This is a genomic window from Prauserella halophila, from assembly GCF_024171895.1.
In the GTDB taxonomy this organism is placed as follows: domain Bacteria; phylum Actinomycetota; class Actinomycetes; order Mycobacteriales; family Pseudonocardiaceae; genus Prauserella; species Prauserella halophila.
The window spans coordinates 391430-407080 of the sequence record NZ_JAMTCQ010000009.1; the positions used below are offsets into that span (position 1 = coordinate 391430).

Below are 15651 nucleotides of genomic sequence, written 5' to 3' on the forward strand. Positions count from 1 at the left end.
AAAGGACTGAAGACGTGGTCGGTTCGGCGGCGCCGGTATGTGCCAAGTGGTGGTGCTGCTGCCCGTTTTCGTGCTGCTGCAGGTGCTCATCTGCGGGCTGTTCGCGCCGAGGGACACGATGGCGCCGGTGCTCGACGCCCTGGCAGGCGTCCTCCCGCTGCCGGGTGCGGTCGAGGCGATCGGCTACGTCGCCGACTCCGGCTCGGACGCGGGTGTGATCGTGCAGGACATCCTCTTCCTCGCCGGGTACACCGTCGTCACGCTCGCACGTCGGTGCGGCGAGGCTGCAGCGGAGCGCCACGGACTGGGAGCCGGTGCTGCGCACGCTCGCCGCCAATGCCCGCGGTCCTCGACCTGCGCCACCACCCGGTGTGTCCCCGAGCGAGCCCCGCCCGAGCCGCGGGCGACGAGGAGACGGTCCGTTGGTTCGAGTTGTATCAGGACTCCACCGGCCGGTACCGGTTCCGGCTGCGCAACGGTCACGCCGCGCTCGCGGGGAGCGGAGCGTTCGGCACTCGGCCCGAGGCGGAGGATGCGATCAAGGCGCTGTGCGAGGGTGTGCCGAGCGGGGGTATCTGCATGCAGCCCAACGGAGTGCCCCAGTCGTGACGGCCGCTCGACCGGCGGGCTGCGGTGGCCCGATCGTCGGTCGACGCCTCACGTCGCCGCGTCACCGCCGGGAAAGCCCAGAGGTCGGTATCGACTTGTCGGTTCGGATGCCGGTGTGGGTGTACTAGGCTGCGGTGGTGGGTGAACTGGGGCAGGCGTTTCGTGATGTGTGGGAGTACGTGGGGCGCACCGATCCGTATTGGGGTGTGATGTCGTATCCCGATCGCAGGGGTGGGCGTTGGGATCTGGACGAGTTCTTCGCCTATGGCGTGCGGGACATGACGTTTGTGCGGAACCTGATGGAGTCCCGTGGGGTCGGGCTCGGTGATCGGGTGCTGGATTTCGGTTGTGGTGTGGGCAGGTTGTCTCGTGTGCTGGCGGAGGATGCGTCGGCGGTTGTGGGTGTTGACATCGCCGATTCCATGCTGGTTCGTGCGCGTGAGCTCAATGCGGATCAGGGTCGGGTCGAGTTCCGGCAGGTCGATGGGCGGCGGTTGCCGTTCGATGACGACAGTTTCGATGGTGCGATCAGTTTGATGGTCCTGCAGCATTCGCCGCCTGCGGTGCAGTTGGCGGCGTTGGCGGAGCTGGTGCGGGTGGTTCGGCCGGGTGGGTTGCTGGTGGTGCATGCGGTTGCGCCGTCGCCCGATGCGCGGGAGTTGGGCGCGGAGGTGTGTCGGGCCGAGATCGACGTGGTCGAGGTTCCGGCGTCGATGTGCCCGGGTGTGACGGGGATGGTGCGAGCGCGGGTGACGAATCGTGGTGTGGCGGAGTGGCCGGTGGGTGAGGAGATCCGGCTGGGCAATCATTGGCTCGAGGGCGGTGCCGTCGCGGTTCAGGACGATGGCCGGGTGGATCTTCCGCATGTGGTGCGGCCGGGTGAGCGGGTGGAGCTGACGATGTCGGTGCGGGCTCCGGACGTGCCGGGGCGTTATGAGCTGGAGCTCGACATGATGCAGGAGCTGGTGGCGTGGTGGTCGCAGTTCGACAGTCCGACCGTCCGGACTCCGGTTCTCGTGACCGAGGACGCCGAGCCCGCGCAGCAGGTGGCCGACAGCGTGCCGGCGTCGTATGCCGACGTGGTCGCCGCCGACACCGAGGGTATCGAGATGCACCCTATTCCGATTTCGCTGATGCAGGGCCTGTTCCAGCACATGGGCGGAACCGTCCTCGCCATCGAACCCGACCCGTTCTCCGAACCGCCCTGGGACAGCCGCACCTACCTGGTCCGTTTCTAGAAGTTCAATGGCTGGGAGAGGGTGCGAGTTATGAGTTCCGCGGGGAAGCCGCACTGGCGGTGGGAACACAGAGCTCTGTTTATTGTCGGAAACCTGGGGGCGGTCATATCCGTCATAGTTGGAGCGTTTCTCTTTTTTGGACTGGAGTTGAGGTACGCCTTACTTTTTCAATCGGGTCTTTTTTTTGCTTTTCATGATCGTTCTTCAAATCGGCAAGTCGTTGCGTGAACGGCAGGTCAAAAGGGCGGGATTCAGGGTATCGTGGCGCGACTTTTGGACAGGCGGGAGGTAGTGGTTAATGGTGCTCCTGGCGTTGGCTGGTGAGGGTATGTGCTGATGTCGTGCGGCGGGGTGTCGAACAGGTTGCGTCGTACGGTTCGCGAAGTATTCCTCGACGACGTGCACCTCGTTTTCATGTTTCTCGGATTCGCCGACGTGGCGTGTTACCCACTCACTGAATTTCTGCTCGGTGTCGACTCGCTCTATATCATGACGCCGTCGTCCGCGGCGGTTGTCTTTGGATTGTGGCTACGTGCGTATGACCCGGAGAAGGATCAAGGCGCTGCCGAGAAGTACGACCATGACGCTGATTGGTCGCCGCCCTGCGCCGTGAGCAATGTCGTGAGTGTTCGGCATCGTCAGGCCAAGGGGCGCGGAACTTCGGCACGCCCTCGGCACAGCGAGCCGCCTGGGTTCGCTCTGCACTGCCCGGCTGAATCGCGGCGGTGCCGTGCCGACTACTCGCCCAGTGAACTGCGTGCGAACGGCCACGCCGCGAGTAGTTCCTCGGCGCGGTCGTGGTCGCCGACCTCGCGAGCCTGCCGGATCTGGAGCACCGCGAGGTCACGGATCTTCTCGGCCTGAACGATCAGCTCGTTGACGAACACGGCCTGGCTCGCCGCGGTGTTGGCGCGCCACTGTGCGAACTGTTCGCGCATCTGTTCTGGATTTTCCGGACTGTCCGGTCGCGGGGAAGTGCCCGGTGTCAGGGTGAGCATCGTGTGCCAGGCGTTGTGGCAGGCCGTCGAGCAGAAGTCGTCGGAGGTTGCCTGATCGGTCGAGCTGTCGCACAACATGCAGGCGGAACAGTTGTACATCTGCTCGAGCGCCGTGTCGTCCATGAATCCTCCCAGCGGTCCCGGGAGCACTACTGCGCCGGCAGCGCACCTGCTGCTCTGGCGTGGTTGCAGATGGCCCTGATCTGCGCGACGGCACCCATGATGTTCTCGACGGCCTGGTATGCGCCTGGTTCGGACATCTCCCGGATCTCGGCGAGTCCGCGCTGAACGCCCTCGTCGGGGGTGACGTTGACGTCGGTGGCTTCGACGCCGAGGTGTGTCCGTAACGCTTCGACCAGTGCGTCCAGTTCGTCGGCACCCATTACCGTGTCGGTGTCCAATGTGAACGGTAGGTCCGGTGTTGCGCCGACGCGTGCGGCGCGCCACGTGCGTTGACATGCTTCCGAACAGAAGTCGGCGTCGACGGAGGACTCGAGGGACTGCCCGCATTGCTGGCACCCGAGAGTGGCGTCGATCTCGGCCACGACGTCCAGCACGGTTACCCCTGCGGCACCTTCGGCTCGACGACTTCCACGAGGGTATTGGCCATCTTGCACGCCTTATTTGGATCGGCGCCGCTGACAAGAACGTCCACGCGGGAGGTGTCGGTGACCCCGATCGCGATCGTGCAACCGTTCGGGCTTGGTGACCGCCCGTAATCGCGCCCATTCTCGGTCGTGTGCTCCACGCCCATGCCCTTGTCGTTCATGTTTTGAACGCCAGCGTTATCGCGAATATTGACGCCAAGCGTCCCGCGTTCGCCAGAGATCTCACTGCGGTCGGGCTCCCATGAGCACGTATCGGCTGTGCCGATTTGTTTTTGCTGCGGTTCCTTGACCGGACCGAACTGCGTCACGTCGGCCTGGCTCAGAAGGGAGCAGGGGTCGAGCTCGGACAGCGAAATACCTGCCCCGGGCTCGTCGTCCGCGGATGGAACCGTCATGGTGGACGATCGAGCTGAACCATTCGGCCCTGCATCGACTTCCGGCGTGCCGCTCTCGCTGTTGGAACAAGCCGTAACGGCGACGGCAGCCATAGCGGCGAGCGGCAGAAGCGTGGCGCGTATGAGACGCACTGGTGGTGGCTCCTACTGTCGGAAGGTTTGCTTCTGCTGTTCTTCGGCTTCGTGGTAGTTTCGCATGGCGATCTTCAATGCCTCCTCCGACTGCTCAAGTACAGTGCGGAGCTTCCGCAGCATCGGCAGGATCCCTCTCGGACCATTACCACTTTGCTGCACGTGCTGGGCAACCTGTTTTGCGTACGGGCCGGTGCCTAGCTTTGGCTCCTCCGCGAGACCATCCGCCTCGTACATGATCTCGTCGAGGTCGCCGAGGGCTTCGGTGATGGCGTCTTGCAGGTCTTTACCGGCGTTTTCGCTGACACGGAAGCCGCCGCCCTTGGCCGATTCGAGCAGTTCGCCGGACTGTTTTTCGGCTTTGGCCATGGATTCGGCGTTGAACGGGTTGACCTTGGCCCAGAGTCCGCCTTGGTCTTGCCCGGAGTCGGTGGTCGGCGCCGGTATCGGCTGGTCGAATTCAGGCATCGTGTCGGTTCCCCTCGGTTGGCTCGTCGATCCGTTCGCGGGTGGAGGTTCCTGTTATTCGCCGATGACGGGTGGGGCGGTGCGGGCGTCGGTGCCGAAGAGGCTGTCGGGGTCGGCTTCGACGAGCCAGGAGGGGCGTTGGTGTTCCTCTTCGTCGCTGCCTTGTTGGCCTTTGCCTGCGCCGGCGCCGCCCATCATTCCGCCGCGGCCGCCGGCGCTGTTGGAGCCGCTGGCTGCTGCGGCGGCGCCGGGTGCGGTTCCGGTGCCGCCGGTGATGCCCTTGGCGCCGGAGGCGGGTCCTGCGCCGGGGGTGCTGCCGGTGCCGGGCATGCTCTTGGCGGCTCCGGCTGCGGAGCCGCCGCCGGTCGGGCCGAATCCGGCCGAGCCGGCGCGGCCGCCGAGTTTGCTGTTGTAGGGCGTCTGGCCGCCACCGGCGGTGCCGCCGCTCATGGGGCCGACGGCGCCCGGGCCCATGCCGCCGAAGCCCGAACCGCCACCGGCGGCCGGCACGCGCGGACCCACGGGATTGTTGCCTTGCGGCCCGGTGCCCGGCAGCTGGCCCGCGCCTGTTGACGGTCCTTGGCCCGCCACGGGTGTGGGTGCCGCGCCCGAGCCGACGCCCGAGGGAGCGTTGTACCCACCGGTCGGGCCGCCACCGGTCACGGGCCCACCCCCGGTGGGCCCACCGGGGGTGGGCCCACCGGTGAACCCGGACGTGTTCGTCGTGTCCCCGCCCGGAACGCTGATCACGTCAGTGCTGTGACCGATGCCTGCCCTGTCGCCGGAGCCGGCGGTGAAGGTCGGCGGTTCGGAGAAGGCAGGCTGCTTCGAGGCCGCCTGGTAGAGGTTCTGGTCGTAGGTGTTCATGACCTGCACGGCCTGCTGGTGGGCCTCGTCGGCCTTCTCCCGCGTCTCCACGGCCTTGTTGAACGCGCCCATCGGGTCGGCCGGGTTGTCCTTGAGGGCGGAGCCGAAGTCCTTCATCAGCCCGCCGGTCTCGACCGGCTCGGGCATCGTGTTCTTCGCGGTCTGGGACGCCTCGGACTGGGCATACGTGGTCTCCGAGGCCAGCTGTGCGTTGGTGGCATTCGACTCGGCCCACGTCGACATCTGACCGAAATATCCGAACGCGCTCTCGGCCGCGTCGCCTTCCCACTCGTGACGCGCTTTGCCCACGCTCTCGTTCGTCCGCTGCGACAGCCGCTCGAGAACGTTCTTGACCTTGCTGAACGTCTCGGACATCTGGTTGACCTGGGCGGGGTCCAGCTTCGTGGTCACGAAGCCCTTCATCTCGGCGTGCTGGTGGCCCTGATAGTTCTGGTCCGAGCCGCTGAGACCGTCCAGCACTTCCGCGTCCGGGGCGAGCTCCTTGATCTGCTGCTCGTTCATGCCCCGTGCCCGCATCTGGGCCACGAAATGGCCGAACGGGCCGAGTGAGCCGTGCTCGACGGCGCCTTCGAGGTAGTACGTGCCCTCGCGCTGTCCCGGAGCCAGGTCGGCGTACCCGCCGTCCTGGCCACCGCCGTTGCCGTCCTGACCGCCGTCACCGGGCTGCGACATAGCTACTTCCCCCACCTCGTCCTCAGGTCCGTTCGGCCAAAGCTCACCGTACCTTTTGACGGTGTACCCGCGGAAACAGTTCCATGGTTTCCCCGCCGATCTTCGGGAGCAAGACCGGCGAAAACGGGCCAATTCGGGCGAACGTGATCAGCGGGTGTCGGCGTGCTTGTCCCGCATCGGGGTGCGTGGCTCCGGGACTCCAGGAGTTCGGCGACCGGCGCCGGGTATCGGTCCTGGTTGCCGGGCCCGTGATCGACTGCGTGGTTCCGCGGCGGACCTTGTCGGGCCTGCCGAACCCCTCGCCGGTCTCGATTCGTCAGGGTTTTCCATGGACCGACCGCGTGCGATTCGGGTATCAGGGAGCGTTTTCCCTGGTGAGAGCGCCCCCGGCAGGATTCGAACCTGCGACACCCGCTTTAGGAGAGCGGTGCTCTATCCCCTGAGCTACGAGGGCATGACCGTGCGGCCAGGGCACAGCCTAACGGTACCCGGGTGAATGTTGCTAAGTGGACCATACGAAAGCAAACGATCACCTACTCTGGGCGCACCATCACCCGATAGCACCCTGTCTCCGACGGCGAAGACCTTGTCCATCCCGTCCCCCCTCCGGGAGGCAACCGTTGATCACAGTCATGTTGGCCGATGACGAGGAGCTCGTGCGGCAAGGACTGCGCGCGATGCTGTCCGCCGCACCCGATATCGAGGTCGTCGGCGAGGCGGCCGACGGCAGATCGGCCGTGGAGACGGCCAGACGGCTGCGCCCCCAGGTCGCACTGCTGGACATCAAGATGCGCCAGCCCGACGACGGCATCCGCGCGCTGCGCGCGATGCAGAGCCTGCCCGAGGCTCCCCGGATGGCGATGTTGACGACCTTCGACGTCGACGAGTACGTCAGCCTGGCCCTGCGGTTCGGCGCCAACGGCTTCCTGCTCAAGGACATCGACCCCGGGGTCCTGGTACGTGCGGTCCGTGACCTCGCCCGCGGTGGTGCGGTACTGGACCCGAGCGTCGCGGCACGGATGGTCGACGCCCAGCGGGACGAAGTCCGCGCGGCGGCACCCGCCCGGCGGCTGCTGGCATCGCTGTCCGAACGTGAGCGCGAGGTCGTCTCCCTCATCGGCCAGGGCATGTCCAACGCCGAGATCGGCGGCAAACTGCACCTGTCCGAGGCGACCGTCAAGGGATACGTCTCCGCGGTGCTCTCGAAGATCGGCGCCGCCAACCGCGTGCAGGCCGCGTTGCTGGCCTACCGAGGCGGCCTCGTCGATTAGAACCCGCTCCAGGACGCCTCGCGCGAGTGCCGGCCGGATACGTGATCGGGCCGACACCCGCGCGGGCGTGGACGTTCAGCCGCATCTCAGGCGTGCGCGAGACACTGGGTGCCATGCGCATACTCGTTGTCGACGACGACCGCGCCGTGCGGGAGTCGCTCCGGCGTTCCCTGGAGTTCAACGGCTACCAGGTCGACGTGGCCGGCGACGGCACTCAGGCGCTGGAGCAGGTGGCGAGCGCGCGGCCCGACGCGATGGTGCTCGACGTGATGATGCCGCGGCTGGACGGGCTCGAGGTCGCCCGCCGACTGCGTGGCACCGGCGATGACCTGCCGATTCTCGTGCTCACCGCACGGGATGCCGTCTCCGACAGGGTGTCCGGTCTCGATGCGGGCGCCGACGACTATCTGCCGAAACCGTTCGCGCTGGAGGAGCTGCTCGCGCGGCTGCGCGCGCTGCTGCGGCGGGCGGCCGCCGAGGCGGATCCGCAGGGAACCGGAGCGCTGGAGTTCGCAGACCTCACACTCGACCCGGACACCCGCGAGGTGCGCCGCGGCGACCGGGCGATCAGCCTCACCCGCACCGAGTTCACGCTGCTCGAACTCTTCATGACCTACCCGAAACACGTGCTCACCCGAACCCGCATCCTCGAGGAGGTCTGGGGCTTCGACTTCCCCACGTCGGGCAACGCACTCGAGGTGTACGTCGGATACCTGCGGCGCAAGACCGAAGCCGACGGTGAACCACGGCTGATCCACACCGTCCGCGGCGTCGGGTACGTGCTCCGGGAGACCCCGCCGTGACCGGATCCGCCCGGCCCGGCACCGGGACGGCCGGCGCCACGCGCGACGGCCCGGAACCGGAACGGACGCCGAAACGCATCTCCTTGCGCACCCGCGTCATGCTGCTGGCCACGCTGTGCGTCGGCGGCACCGTGGCGCTGGTCTCGCTGGTGACGTACCTGACGGTGCGGGACAACATTTACGAGCAGTTCGACAGCTCGCTGACCCAGCGGGCTCATGCCGCGGCCGAGAGCGTGCCCGTGGCGTCGCAGTTCCAGAACCTGCCTGCGGCCCTGTTCGCCAGCGGTGACATCCAGATCGGCCTGCTCGAAGCCGATGACACCCTCGTCGTCCCTCGTGGCGCGGCGAAACCGCCGACGAGCGAACCCGAGCTGGCCGTCGCCCGCGGGGGTGCGGAGTGGTCGCTGCGCACCGACACGGAGAGCGGGATCCGGGTCGTCTCCGTCCCCTCGGGCCACGGCCAGGCGCTCGTGCTGGGGCAGTCACTGGCACAGACGGAACGGACCCTCGGCGACCTCGCACTGGTGCTGATGCTGTTCGGCGGGATCGGTGTCCTGGTCGCCGCGGGCGCGGCCACGGCCGTCGCACGGACCGCGTTGCGACCGGTGGAACGGTTGACCTCGGCGACCGAGCGGGTCGCCGACACCATGGACCTGCGTCCGATTCCGGTGACCGGGGACGACGAGCTGTCGCGCATGACGCAGAGTTTCAACACGATGCTGAGTGCGGTCGCCGAGTCCCAGGCGCAGCAGAGCAGGCTCGTGGCCGATGCGGGCCACGAGCTGCGCACGCCGTTGACGTCGCTGCGCACCAACCTCGAGCTGCTGCTGTCGGCGGGCCGCAACGAGGCGCCGCCACTCGACGAGACGGTGCGCACCGAGATCGAAACCGACATCCGCGGGCAGCTCGACGAGCTGACGCAGCTCATCGGCGATCTCGTGGAGCTCGCGCGCGACAGCGGGCCGCAGGAAATGGTCGAGCGGGTCGACCTGGCAGAGGTCGTCGAGCGGGCGCTCGATCGGGCGCGCAGGCGAGCGGGCGACACGGAGTTCGACGTCCGGCTGCAGCCGTGGGAACTCGCCGGCGATCCGGGTGTGCTGGAACGCGCCGTGCTGAACCTGCTCGACAACGCGGTGAAGTTCTCCCCCGGCGGCGAGACCGTGCAGGTGGGGCTGCGTCCGCTCGGCGACGGCACCGCCGTGGTGGAGGTCGCCGATCGCGGCCCCGGTATCGCTCCCGAGGACCTGCCGCGGGTGTTCGATCGCTTCTACCGCTCCACCGAGGCGCGGACGTTGCCCGGTTCGGGCCTGGGCCTGGCGATCGTCCGCCAGGCCGCGCAGCGCCACGGTGGCGGGGCGTTCGCCTCCTCGCGGGACGGCGGCGGCACGGTCATGACGATCCGGCTGCCGGGCACGGCCCCGGACCGGAACGAGTAGCGGCACCGGCACCGGCCCCGGCGCTGTCGGCGGCTCGCGCACCACGCCCGGCCGTCTTTCGGCGAGCTCGCCCCGATCGGCTGTTGAATGCTGTAGAATTTTGTTCAATTGGGTTCGGTTTCGGGTGTCGGTGGTGGCCGGCACCGGACGGTGGGAGACGATGTGCTGGCGCGGCAGCGACAAGCGATCATCCTCGAGGAGGCGCGGCGCAGTGGTGCGGTCCGCGTGAGCGACCTCGTCGAACGGCTGAGTGTCTCCGACATGACCGTGCGCCGCGACCTCGACGTGCTCGCGAGCCGGGGCCTGGTCGAAAAGGTGTACGGCGGAGCCACGACCATCGGCGACCGCAGCACCGACGAGCCCGGGTTCGAGGCCAAGTCGGTGCAGCAGCAGGGCCACAAGGAGGCCATCGCCGCACGCGCTGCCGAACTCGTGCCCGCCGGCAGCGCCATCGGACTGTCCGCGGGCACGACCACCTGGACGTTCGCCCGCGCACTCGCAGGCGTCGCCGACCTGACCGTGGTGACCAACTCCGTGCGGATCGCCGACGTGCTCCACGAATCCCCGCAACCGGGCCGCACCGTGATCCTCACCGGGGGCGTGCGGACGCCGTCCGACGCGCTGGTCGGGCCGGTGGCGGTGCAGAGCATCCGCAACCTCCACCTGGACATGGTGTTCCTGGGCGTGCACGGCATGGCCGACGGCCCGGGGTTCACCACGCCGAACCTCACCGAGGGGGAGACCGACCGGGCGCTGATGGAGTCCGCGCGCAAGCTCGTCGTCCTCGCCGACCACACGAAGTGGGGCACGGTCGGCATCTCCACGATCGCCGATCTGGCCGACGCGAGCGCCGTCGTCAGCGATGCCGACCTGCCCGGCGACGCGCGGGCGACCCTGTCCGAGCACGTCGGCGAGCTGATCGTCGCCGACGTTCCGTCGACTCCGGAGGAGGCGGGCGAATGAGCGTGCTGCGGAAGACGTCGCGCCGCCTCGCCGACGGCCGCGAGATCCTCTACTTCGACGATACCCCGGGCGCGCACGAGCGCACGGCCGTCGACCCGCGTGACCTCCCGGAGGTGACCGCGGCCTCGGAGATCCGCCGGGATCCGTTGACGGGGGAGTGGGTGGCGATGGCCGCGCACCGGCAGACCCGCACCTACAAGCCGCCCGCAGACCTGTGCCCGCTGTGCCCCAGCTCGCCGGGGGTGCCCAGCGAGGTACCGGAGAGCGATTACGACGTCGTCGTGTTCGAGAACCGCTTCCCGTCGTTCGCCCAGCGGGTCGATGGCACGCAGGAGGCCACGGTGGACGGAGCGGGCATCACCCCCTCTGCCCCCGGCCGTGGGCGGTGCGAGGTCGTGTGCTTCACCAGTGACCACACCGGGTCGTTCGGGCGGTTGAGTCCCGAGCGCATGCGGACGGTCGTGGACGTGTGGGCCGACCGCACGGCGGCACTGTCCCGGCTCGACGGCGTGCGGCAGGTCTTTCCGTTCGAGAACCGCGGCGAGGAGATCGGGGTGACGCTCTCGCACCCGCACGGGCAGATCTACGGCTACCCGTTCGTCACGCCGCGCACCGAGCGCATGCTGGCGACGGCGGAGGCGTACCGCGACCGGCACGGCAGCCACGTCCTCGGTGACGTGCTCGCAGCCGAACGTGCCTCGGGCGAGCGGGTCGTCGCCGAAGGCGAACACTGGACCGCGTTCGTGCCGCCCGCCGCCCGGTGGCCGGTTCAGGTGCAGGTCGTGCCGCACCGGCAGGTCGCCGACCTGACCGAGCTGACCGGGGCGGAGCGGGACGACTTCGCCCACGTCTACCGGCAGGTGCTCGGCCGGTGCGACGGGCTCTACGGCAAACCGCTGCCGTATGTCGCGGGCTGGTACCAGGCGCCGCGAGGCACTGACCGGGACCTGTCGTGGCTGCACCTCGAACTGCTGTCGGTGCTGCGGTCCGCGGACAAGCTCAAGTACCTGGCCGGTTCGGAATCCGGGATGGCGGTGTGGATCAACGACGCGACCCCGGAACAGATCGCCGGGCGCCTGCGTGTGGCCGGTGAGCCAGGAGACGACGGCCGGCCGACGGGCTGAACCACGATTTCGGGAACCCACGGGCGTCGCACAGCTGGAGTTCAGCGATCTCTCAGGACCATGACTCATGATGGGTGCATGAGCGAGAACGACCCCACCTTCTCGGACAACACGGACCCGGCCGATACCGGCTCGGACAACGACTCGGCCGACACCGAGACCCCCTCGTCCGGCTTTCCGGCGCCGGGCGGGTCCGGGCAGTCCCACGGTACGGCGGGCGCGCCTCCCAATCCGTGGTCGGCCGAGGGCGCTGCGCAGACCGAACACGCGCAGCCGCCGCAGCACGGCCCGCAGCCGCCGCCGCAGCAGCAGCAACAGCCGCAGCAGGGCGGGCAGCCGCAGCAACCGCAACCGCAGCAGCCGCAGGCGGAGCAGCACCCCCCGGCGGCCGGGTACGGGGGTGGGGCGCAGTACCCACAGGTCGCGCCGGAGCAGCAGGCCGGATCGCAGGGCGGGGTGTACGGCAACCCGTACGCCCCACCCGGCGGCCCGGCATACCCCGGTGGCCCGGATGTCGGTGACACGGGCGGCATGCAGGGACACGGTGTGCCGGGGATGGCGCCGGTTCCGGCCGGCCCGGAGAGGCCGAAGCGGCGCCGAACGACGAAGCTCGTCCTGGGGGTGGCCGTGCTCGCGCTGCTGGTGGGCGGCGGAGCCGGAACGGTCGGCGGCTACCTCGCGGCCGAGGACTCGTCGCGGTCGTCGATCAGCTCGCTCGATCAGGAACGGCCCGCCAAGCAGACCGGCGGTGCGCCCGACGGCACGGCCTCGGCGGTGGCGCAGAAGGTCAGCCCCAGCGTCGTTCAGCTCAAGACGGTGACCAGCCAGGGTGCAGGCGAAGGCTCGGGCTTCGTCATCAGCGACGACGGTTACGTGCTGACCAACAACCACGTGATCGCCGGTGCCGCCGATGGCGGCCGGATCCAGGTCGTCTTCAACGACGGCCAGACCACGCGGGCGACGGTGGTGGGCCGTGATCCGACGACGGACATCGCGGTCGTCAAGGCTCAGGACGTGAGCAACCTGCCCGCCGTCGAACTGGGCCGCTCCGACGACCTGCGCGTCGGCCAGCAGGTGGTGGCCATCGGTTCGCCCTACGAGCTCGCGGGCACGGTGACGTCCGGTATCGTCAGCTCGCTGCACCGGCCGGTGTCGGCGGGCCGCCAGGGTGATCAGACGACGGTGATGGACGCCATCCAGACCGACGCCGCGATCAACCCGGGCAACTCGGGTGGACCGCTGGTCGACATGAACGGCCGGATCATCGGGATCAACTCGGCGATCTACAGTCCCTCGTCCGGCGCCTCGCAGGACAGCGGCAACGTCGGCATCGGGTTCGCCATTCCGATCGACCAGGCCCGGCGTACGGCCGACGACATCATGCAGGACGGCCACGCCACGCAGACGTTCATCGGCGCAAGGGTGGGCGATGCCCGGCAGGGCGGCGCGGCGATCGCCAGCGTCGAACCGGACAGCCCGGCCGAGAAGTCGGGTCTGCAGGGCGGCGACGTCGTCGTGAAGATCGGCGATCGCCGCGTCGACGACTCGGACACGCTCGTGGCCGCGATCCGCACCCGCGCACCGGGCCAGAAGGTCACGCTCACGCTCGAAGGTGGGAAGACGGTCGAGGTGACGCTCGGCGGGCAACCGGTCGGAACGAACTGACCCCCCGAACGCTCGGCCGCCGACGGCGGTCGAGACCAACAGCCGCAGGCCGCGGCGCCCTGCGCCGCGGCCTGCGACCGCCGCGCGCGGCTTTCGCGTATCCGGCGGACGGACCATTACGGTAGGGATCATGGAACGGAGTGCACAGCGGCTCGGCCGCGCTCTGGTGGTCGTGGTCGACGACCGCACCGCCCAAGGGGAGACCGACGACTCGATCGGCCCGCTCGTGACGGAACTGCTCGAGGAAGCCGGTTTCATCGTCGACGGGTCCGTGGTGGTCCGCGCCGACATCGTCGAGATCCGCAACGCGCTGAACACGGCGGTGATCGGCGGGGTGGACCTGGTGCTCACGGTCGGTGGCACCGGTGTGGCACCCCGCGACGTGACCCCCGACGCGACGTCGGGTGTGCTCGACCGTCCGGTGCCGGGCATCGGCGAGGCGCTGCGTTCCTCGGGACTGGCCGCCGGCGCGGTCGACGCCGGAGTCTCGCGCGGGCTCGTCGGCCTGTCCGGCAGTACCCTCGTGGTCAACCTCGCCGGGTCGCGACCGGCCGTGCGGGACGGCATGGCGACGTTGTCGACGTTGCTGCCGTACGTGATCGGTGAGCTTTCCGGGCTCACAGCCGATTGAGCAGGGAAAACCCGACACCATGACCGCAGAGTCGACCCCCGGGCCCGCATCGCCGGAACCGCGGGCGTCCGCTGCGCGCCGCCGGATCGCCGAGGTGTTCGGCGAGGTGCTGCCGGAGACGACCTCGGACGAACGGGACGTGCAGGGAGGCCCTGCGACGTCCGAGGCCTGGTATCTGGAGAACCGGCCGCCGCATCACGACCGGTGACTCCGGCGGTCAGCTGCGGGGGTCGCCCTGCCGGTCGCGGAGCAGGTCGCGGATCTCGGTGAGCAGCTCCGTGTCGGTCGGCGCTGCGTCCTCGCCGTCCTGTCCGCGGCTGCGGCGCTCCTGCAGCTTCTGGAACGGGACGACGACCAGGAAGTACACGACGGCGGCCACGACGGCGAAGTTGATCGCTGCGTTGATCACGGTGCCGAAGTCGAGGAACGTGCTGGGGTTCTCCTCCAGTACCCGGAAGCCCAATCCCTGGGCGCCCTCGCTGCCGCCCATCGCGTTGATTAGCGGCTGGATCAGGCTTTCCGTGAACGCCGTGACGATCGCGGTGAACGCCGTACCGATCACGACAGCGACGGCAAGTTCGACGATGTTGCCGCGCATCAGGAACTCTTTGAAGCCCTTCAGCACGTCCCACTCCTTTCGCGCCGGAGATCCGTTGGCTAGCGGAGCGTAACCGTGACGGGCCGGTCCGCGGCGACCGCGGCGAGCCGGGCGGCGGGCTCGGGCCGGGCGGCCACGAGGACGAGCGGTCCCTCGTCGGACGGGGAGGGTGCCGTTCCGGTCGCCGAGTCCGGCGCGAGTACGGACAACACCGGAACATTGCTGGCCAGGGCCTGCTCCGCGGGTTCGCCTGCGGTTCCGGACCCGGGAGCGACCAGGTCCACGTGCGACCCCGAACGCAGCAGTGGAGCGACGTCCGGATCCGTCAGCCTGACCGGAACGGTCACGGTGCCCGGTGGCGTGGGCGCGCGATCCACCAGCCGCGCATCGGTGACAGGTTCACCCTCACGAGCGACACCCACGAGGTCCTCGCCGGCGATGTCGTCCGGTTCTTGCAGCGCACTGGCCGGGCGGGCCTGCTCGGGGAGATCGGCGACGCGGACGTCGGCGGCCTGCAGCGTGGTGCCGAGTGGGAGATCGCGGGCGAACACGAGCGTCGGCAGAGTGTCGTCGTCCCCGGCCGTTGCGGGCCGGGCGGCGATCAGTACGGCGAGCAGGAGGAGTGCGACGGCCAGGACCCGGCGCAGTACCGGAACGGGACGTGCGCGCACCGCGGTCGTCAGGTGCGCCACATGACGCGCGAAGGGGGTAGCCACGGACGCCTCCCGGTCGGATCGGGCCGGACGTGGTTCGTCTCGGCCCGATCGACGCTAGAAGTGGGACACGGCGCCCCGGAAGTACCGAACCGCCAACCTGTGGACAACCGGGTCGTTGTGGACAACTCCGTCCGTGCCGAAACCCCGCGGAGAACCCCGAGCCGGTCGGCAGGACCCGGGGCGCAGGATCCTCAGGAGGCGGCGGACGTCGGGGCGGAGGTCTGCGTGGAGGTTCCCGAACCGGTCGACGTGGACGAACTCGTCGACGAGGAGGTGGACGAGGACGACGAGGAGGAATCGGACGAGGAGGACGTCGTCGAGTTCGAGTCCGAGGTCGTCGACCCGGAGTCGCTCGTCGACGACGCAGCCGGAGCCTGGGAATCGTTCGAGCTGCCGTTACCGGAGCGCGAATCGTTGCGGTAGAAGCCACTGCCCT

At 68.9% G+C, this 15651-nt stretch carries 18 protein-coding genes and 1 tRNA gene; 11 read left to right on the plus strand and 8 right to left on the minus strand.

All coding sequences use genetic code 11. From position 1 onward, the window contains the following. The first annotated feature begins 336 nt into the window (after nucleotides 1-336). Together LY41_RS07980 and LY41_RS07985 are read left to right on the plus strand one after the other, a co-directional pair. Entirely contained in the window at nucleotides 337-609 is a 273-nt protein-coding gene (locus LY41_RS07980) for a YegP family protein (protein WP_253863235.1), read from the plus strand. A gap of 137 nt (nucleotides 610-746) precedes the next feature. After that, complete coding sequence (locus LY41_RS07985; protein WP_253863236.1) at nucleotides 747-1847, plus strand: methyltransferase domain-containing protein; 1101 nt, start codon at nucleotides 747-749, stop codon at nucleotides 1845-1847. 737 nt (nucleotides 1848-2584) lie between these two features. Here the strand turns inward: LY41_RS07985 and LY41_RS07990 are convergent. The 6 genes from LY41_RS07990 to LY41_RS08015 all read right to left on the minus strand — a co-directional run bounded on the left by LY41_RS07990 (nucleotide 2585) and on the right by LY41_RS08015 (nucleotide 6462). Continuing rightward, entirely contained in the window at nucleotides 2585-2968 is a 384-nt protein-coding gene (locus tag LY41_RS07990) for a hypothetical protein (RefSeq protein ID WP_253863237.1), read from the minus strand. A gap of 26 nt (nucleotides 2969-2994) precedes the next feature. Continuing rightward, nucleotides 2995-3402, minus strand: coding sequence for a hypothetical protein (locus LY41_RS07995; protein ID WP_253863238.1), 408 nt, complete (start codon nucleotides 3400-3402; stop codon nucleotides 2995-2997). A gap of 2 nt (nucleotides 3403-3404) precedes the next feature. Further along, complete coding sequence (locus tag LY41_RS08000) at nucleotides 3405-3941, minus strand: DUF3558 domain-containing protein (RefSeq protein ID WP_253863239.1); 537 nt, start codon at nucleotides 3939-3941, stop codon at nucleotides 3405-3407. 51 nt (nucleotides 3942-3992) lie between these two features. After that, the gene (locus tag LY41_RS08005) at nucleotides 3993-4448 is read right to left on the minus strand and encodes a hypothetical protein (RefSeq protein ID WP_253863240.1); all 456 of its coding nucleotides are present in this window, start codon (nucleotides 4446-4448) and stop codon (nucleotides 3993-3995) included. A gap of 54 nt (nucleotides 4449-4502) precedes the next feature. Further along, entirely contained in the window at nucleotides 4503-6008 is a 1506-nt protein-coding gene (locus tag LY41_RS08010) for a hypothetical protein (RefSeq protein WP_253863241.1), read from the minus strand. 381 nt (nucleotides 6009-6389) lie between these two features. Beyond that, nucleotides 6390-6462, minus strand: a tRNA-Arg gene (locus LY41_RS08015). Between the two features lie 166 nt (nucleotides 6463-6628). Between LY41_RS08015 and LY41_RS08020 the strand changes: the two genes are divergently transcribed. The 8 genes from LY41_RS08020 to LY41_RS08055 all read left to right on the plus strand — a co-directional run bounded on the left by LY41_RS08020 (nucleotide 6629) and on the right by LY41_RS08055 (nucleotide 14109). Further along, nucleotides 6629-7279, plus strand: a complete 651-nt coding sequence (locus tag LY41_RS08020) for a response regulator (RefSeq protein ID WP_253863242.1) — start codon at nucleotides 6629-6631, stop codon at nucleotides 7277-7279. A 113-nt stretch (nucleotides 7280-7392) separates the two neighbouring features. Then, nucleotides 7393-8082 (plus strand): response regulator transcription factor, encoded by a 690-nt coding sequence (locus LY41_RS08025; RefSeq protein WP_253863243.1) that lies wholly within the window; start codon nucleotides 7393-7395, stop codon nucleotides 8080-8082. A gap of 98 nt (nucleotides 8083-8180) precedes the next feature. Continuing rightward, nucleotides 8181-9518, plus strand: coding sequence for a sensor histidine kinase (locus LY41_RS08030; protein WP_253864038.1), 1338 nt, complete (start codon nucleotides 8181-8183; stop codon nucleotides 9516-9518). A 162-nt stretch (nucleotides 9519-9680) separates the two neighbouring features. Further along, a complete protein-coding gene (locus tag LY41_RS08035; protein WP_253864039.1) occupies nucleotides 9681-10481 on the plus strand; it encodes a DeoR/GlpR family DNA-binding transcription regulator in 801 nt (266 codons plus the stop codon). After that, complete coding sequence (galT, locus tag LY41_RS08040) at nucleotides 10478-11605, plus strand: galactose-1-phosphate uridylyltransferase (protein WP_372493150.1); 1128 nt, start codon at nucleotides 10478-10480, stop codon at nucleotides 11603-11605. The genes LY41_RS08035 and galT overlap by 4 nt, the downstream gene beginning before the upstream one ends. Nucleotides 11606-11683: 78 nt before the next feature. Further along, nucleotides 11684-13270: a S1C family serine protease gene (locus LY41_RS08045; RefSeq protein WP_253863244.1), complete on the plus strand. Its 1587-nt coding sequence runs from the start codon at nucleotides 11684-11686 to the stop codon at nucleotides 13268-13270. A 130-nt stretch (nucleotides 13271-13400) separates the two neighbouring features. Continuing rightward, entirely contained in the window at nucleotides 13401-13901 is a 501-nt protein-coding gene (locus tag LY41_RS08050) for a MogA/MoaB family molybdenum cofactor biosynthesis protein (protein ID WP_253863245.1), read from the plus strand. A 19-nt stretch (nucleotides 13902-13920) separates the two neighbouring features. After that, the gene (locus LY41_RS08055) at nucleotides 13921-14109 is read left to right on the plus strand and encodes a hypothetical protein (protein ID WP_253863246.1); all 189 of its coding nucleotides are present in this window, start codon (nucleotides 13921-13923) and stop codon (nucleotides 14107-14109) included. Nucleotides 14110-14118: 9 nt separating this feature from the next. Here the strand turns inward: LY41_RS08055 and mscL are convergent, their stop codons facing one another. Then, the gene (gene mscL, locus LY41_RS08060; protein ID WP_253863247.1) at nucleotides 14119-14526 is read right to left on the minus strand and encodes a large-conductance mechanosensitive channel protein MscL; all 408 of its coding nucleotides are present in this window, start codon (nucleotides 14524-14526) and stop codon (nucleotides 14119-14121) included. 32 nt (nucleotides 14527-14558) lie between these two features. Further along, entirely contained in the window at nucleotides 14559-15215 is a 657-nt protein-coding gene (locus LY41_RS08065) for an SAF domain-containing protein (RefSeq protein WP_253863248.1), read from the minus strand. Nucleotides 15216-15440: 225 nt separating this feature from the next. On the opposite strand from LY41_RS08065, the gene LY41_RS23840 reads away from it, so the two are divergent. Continuing rightward, on the plus strand, nucleotides 15441-15638 hold the full coding sequence (locus tag LY41_RS23840; RefSeq protein WP_308292241.1) for a hypothetical protein: 198 nt from the start codon (nucleotides 15441-15443) through the stop codon (nucleotides 15636-15638). Nucleotides 15639-15651: the final 13 nt, after the last annotated feature.

Coding starts and splice junctions, on each gene's coding strand:
- LY41_RS07980 (WP_253863235.1), top strand. CDS start 337: ATGCCCGCGGTCCTCGACCTGCGCCACCACCCGGTGTGTCCCCGAGCG.
- LY41_RS07990 (WP_253863237.1), bottom strand. CDS start 2,968: ATGGACGACACGGCGCTCGAGCAGATGTACAACTGTTCCGCCTGCATG.
- LY41_RS08000 (WP_253863239.1), bottom strand. CDS start 3,941: ATGGCTGCCGTCGCCGTTACGGCTTGTTCCAACAGCGAGAGCGGCACG.
- LY41_RS08005 (WP_253863240.1), bottom strand. CDS start 4,448: ATGCCTGAATTCGACCAGCCGATACCGGCGCCGACCACCGACTCCGGG.
- LY41_RS08010 (WP_253863241.1), bottom strand. CDS start 6,008: ATGTCGCAGCCCGGTGACGGCGGTCAGGACGGCAACGGCGGTGGCCAG.
- LY41_RS08025 (WP_253863243.1), top strand. CDS start 7,393: ATGCGCATACTCGTTGTCGACGACGACCGCGCCGTGCGGGAGTCGCTC.
- LY41_RS08030 (WP_253864038.1), top strand. CDS start 8,181: ATGCTGCTGGCCACGCTGTGCGTCGGCGGCACCGTGGCGCTGGTCTCG.
- galT (WP_372493150.1), top strand. CDS start 10,478: ATGAGCGTGCTGCGGAAGACGTCGCGCCGCCTCGCCGACGGCCGCGAG.
- LY41_RS08045 (WP_253863244.1), top strand. CDS start 11,684: ATGAGCGAGAACGACCCCACCTTCTCGGACAACACGGACCCGGCCGAT.
- LY41_RS08050 (WP_253863245.1), top strand. CDS start 13,401: ATGGAACGGAGTGCACAGCGGCTCGGCCGCGCTCTGGTGGTCGTGGTC.
- LY41_RS08055 (WP_253863246.1), top strand. CDS start 13,921: ATGACCGCAGAGTCGACCCCCGGGCCCGCATCGCCGGAACCGCGGGCG.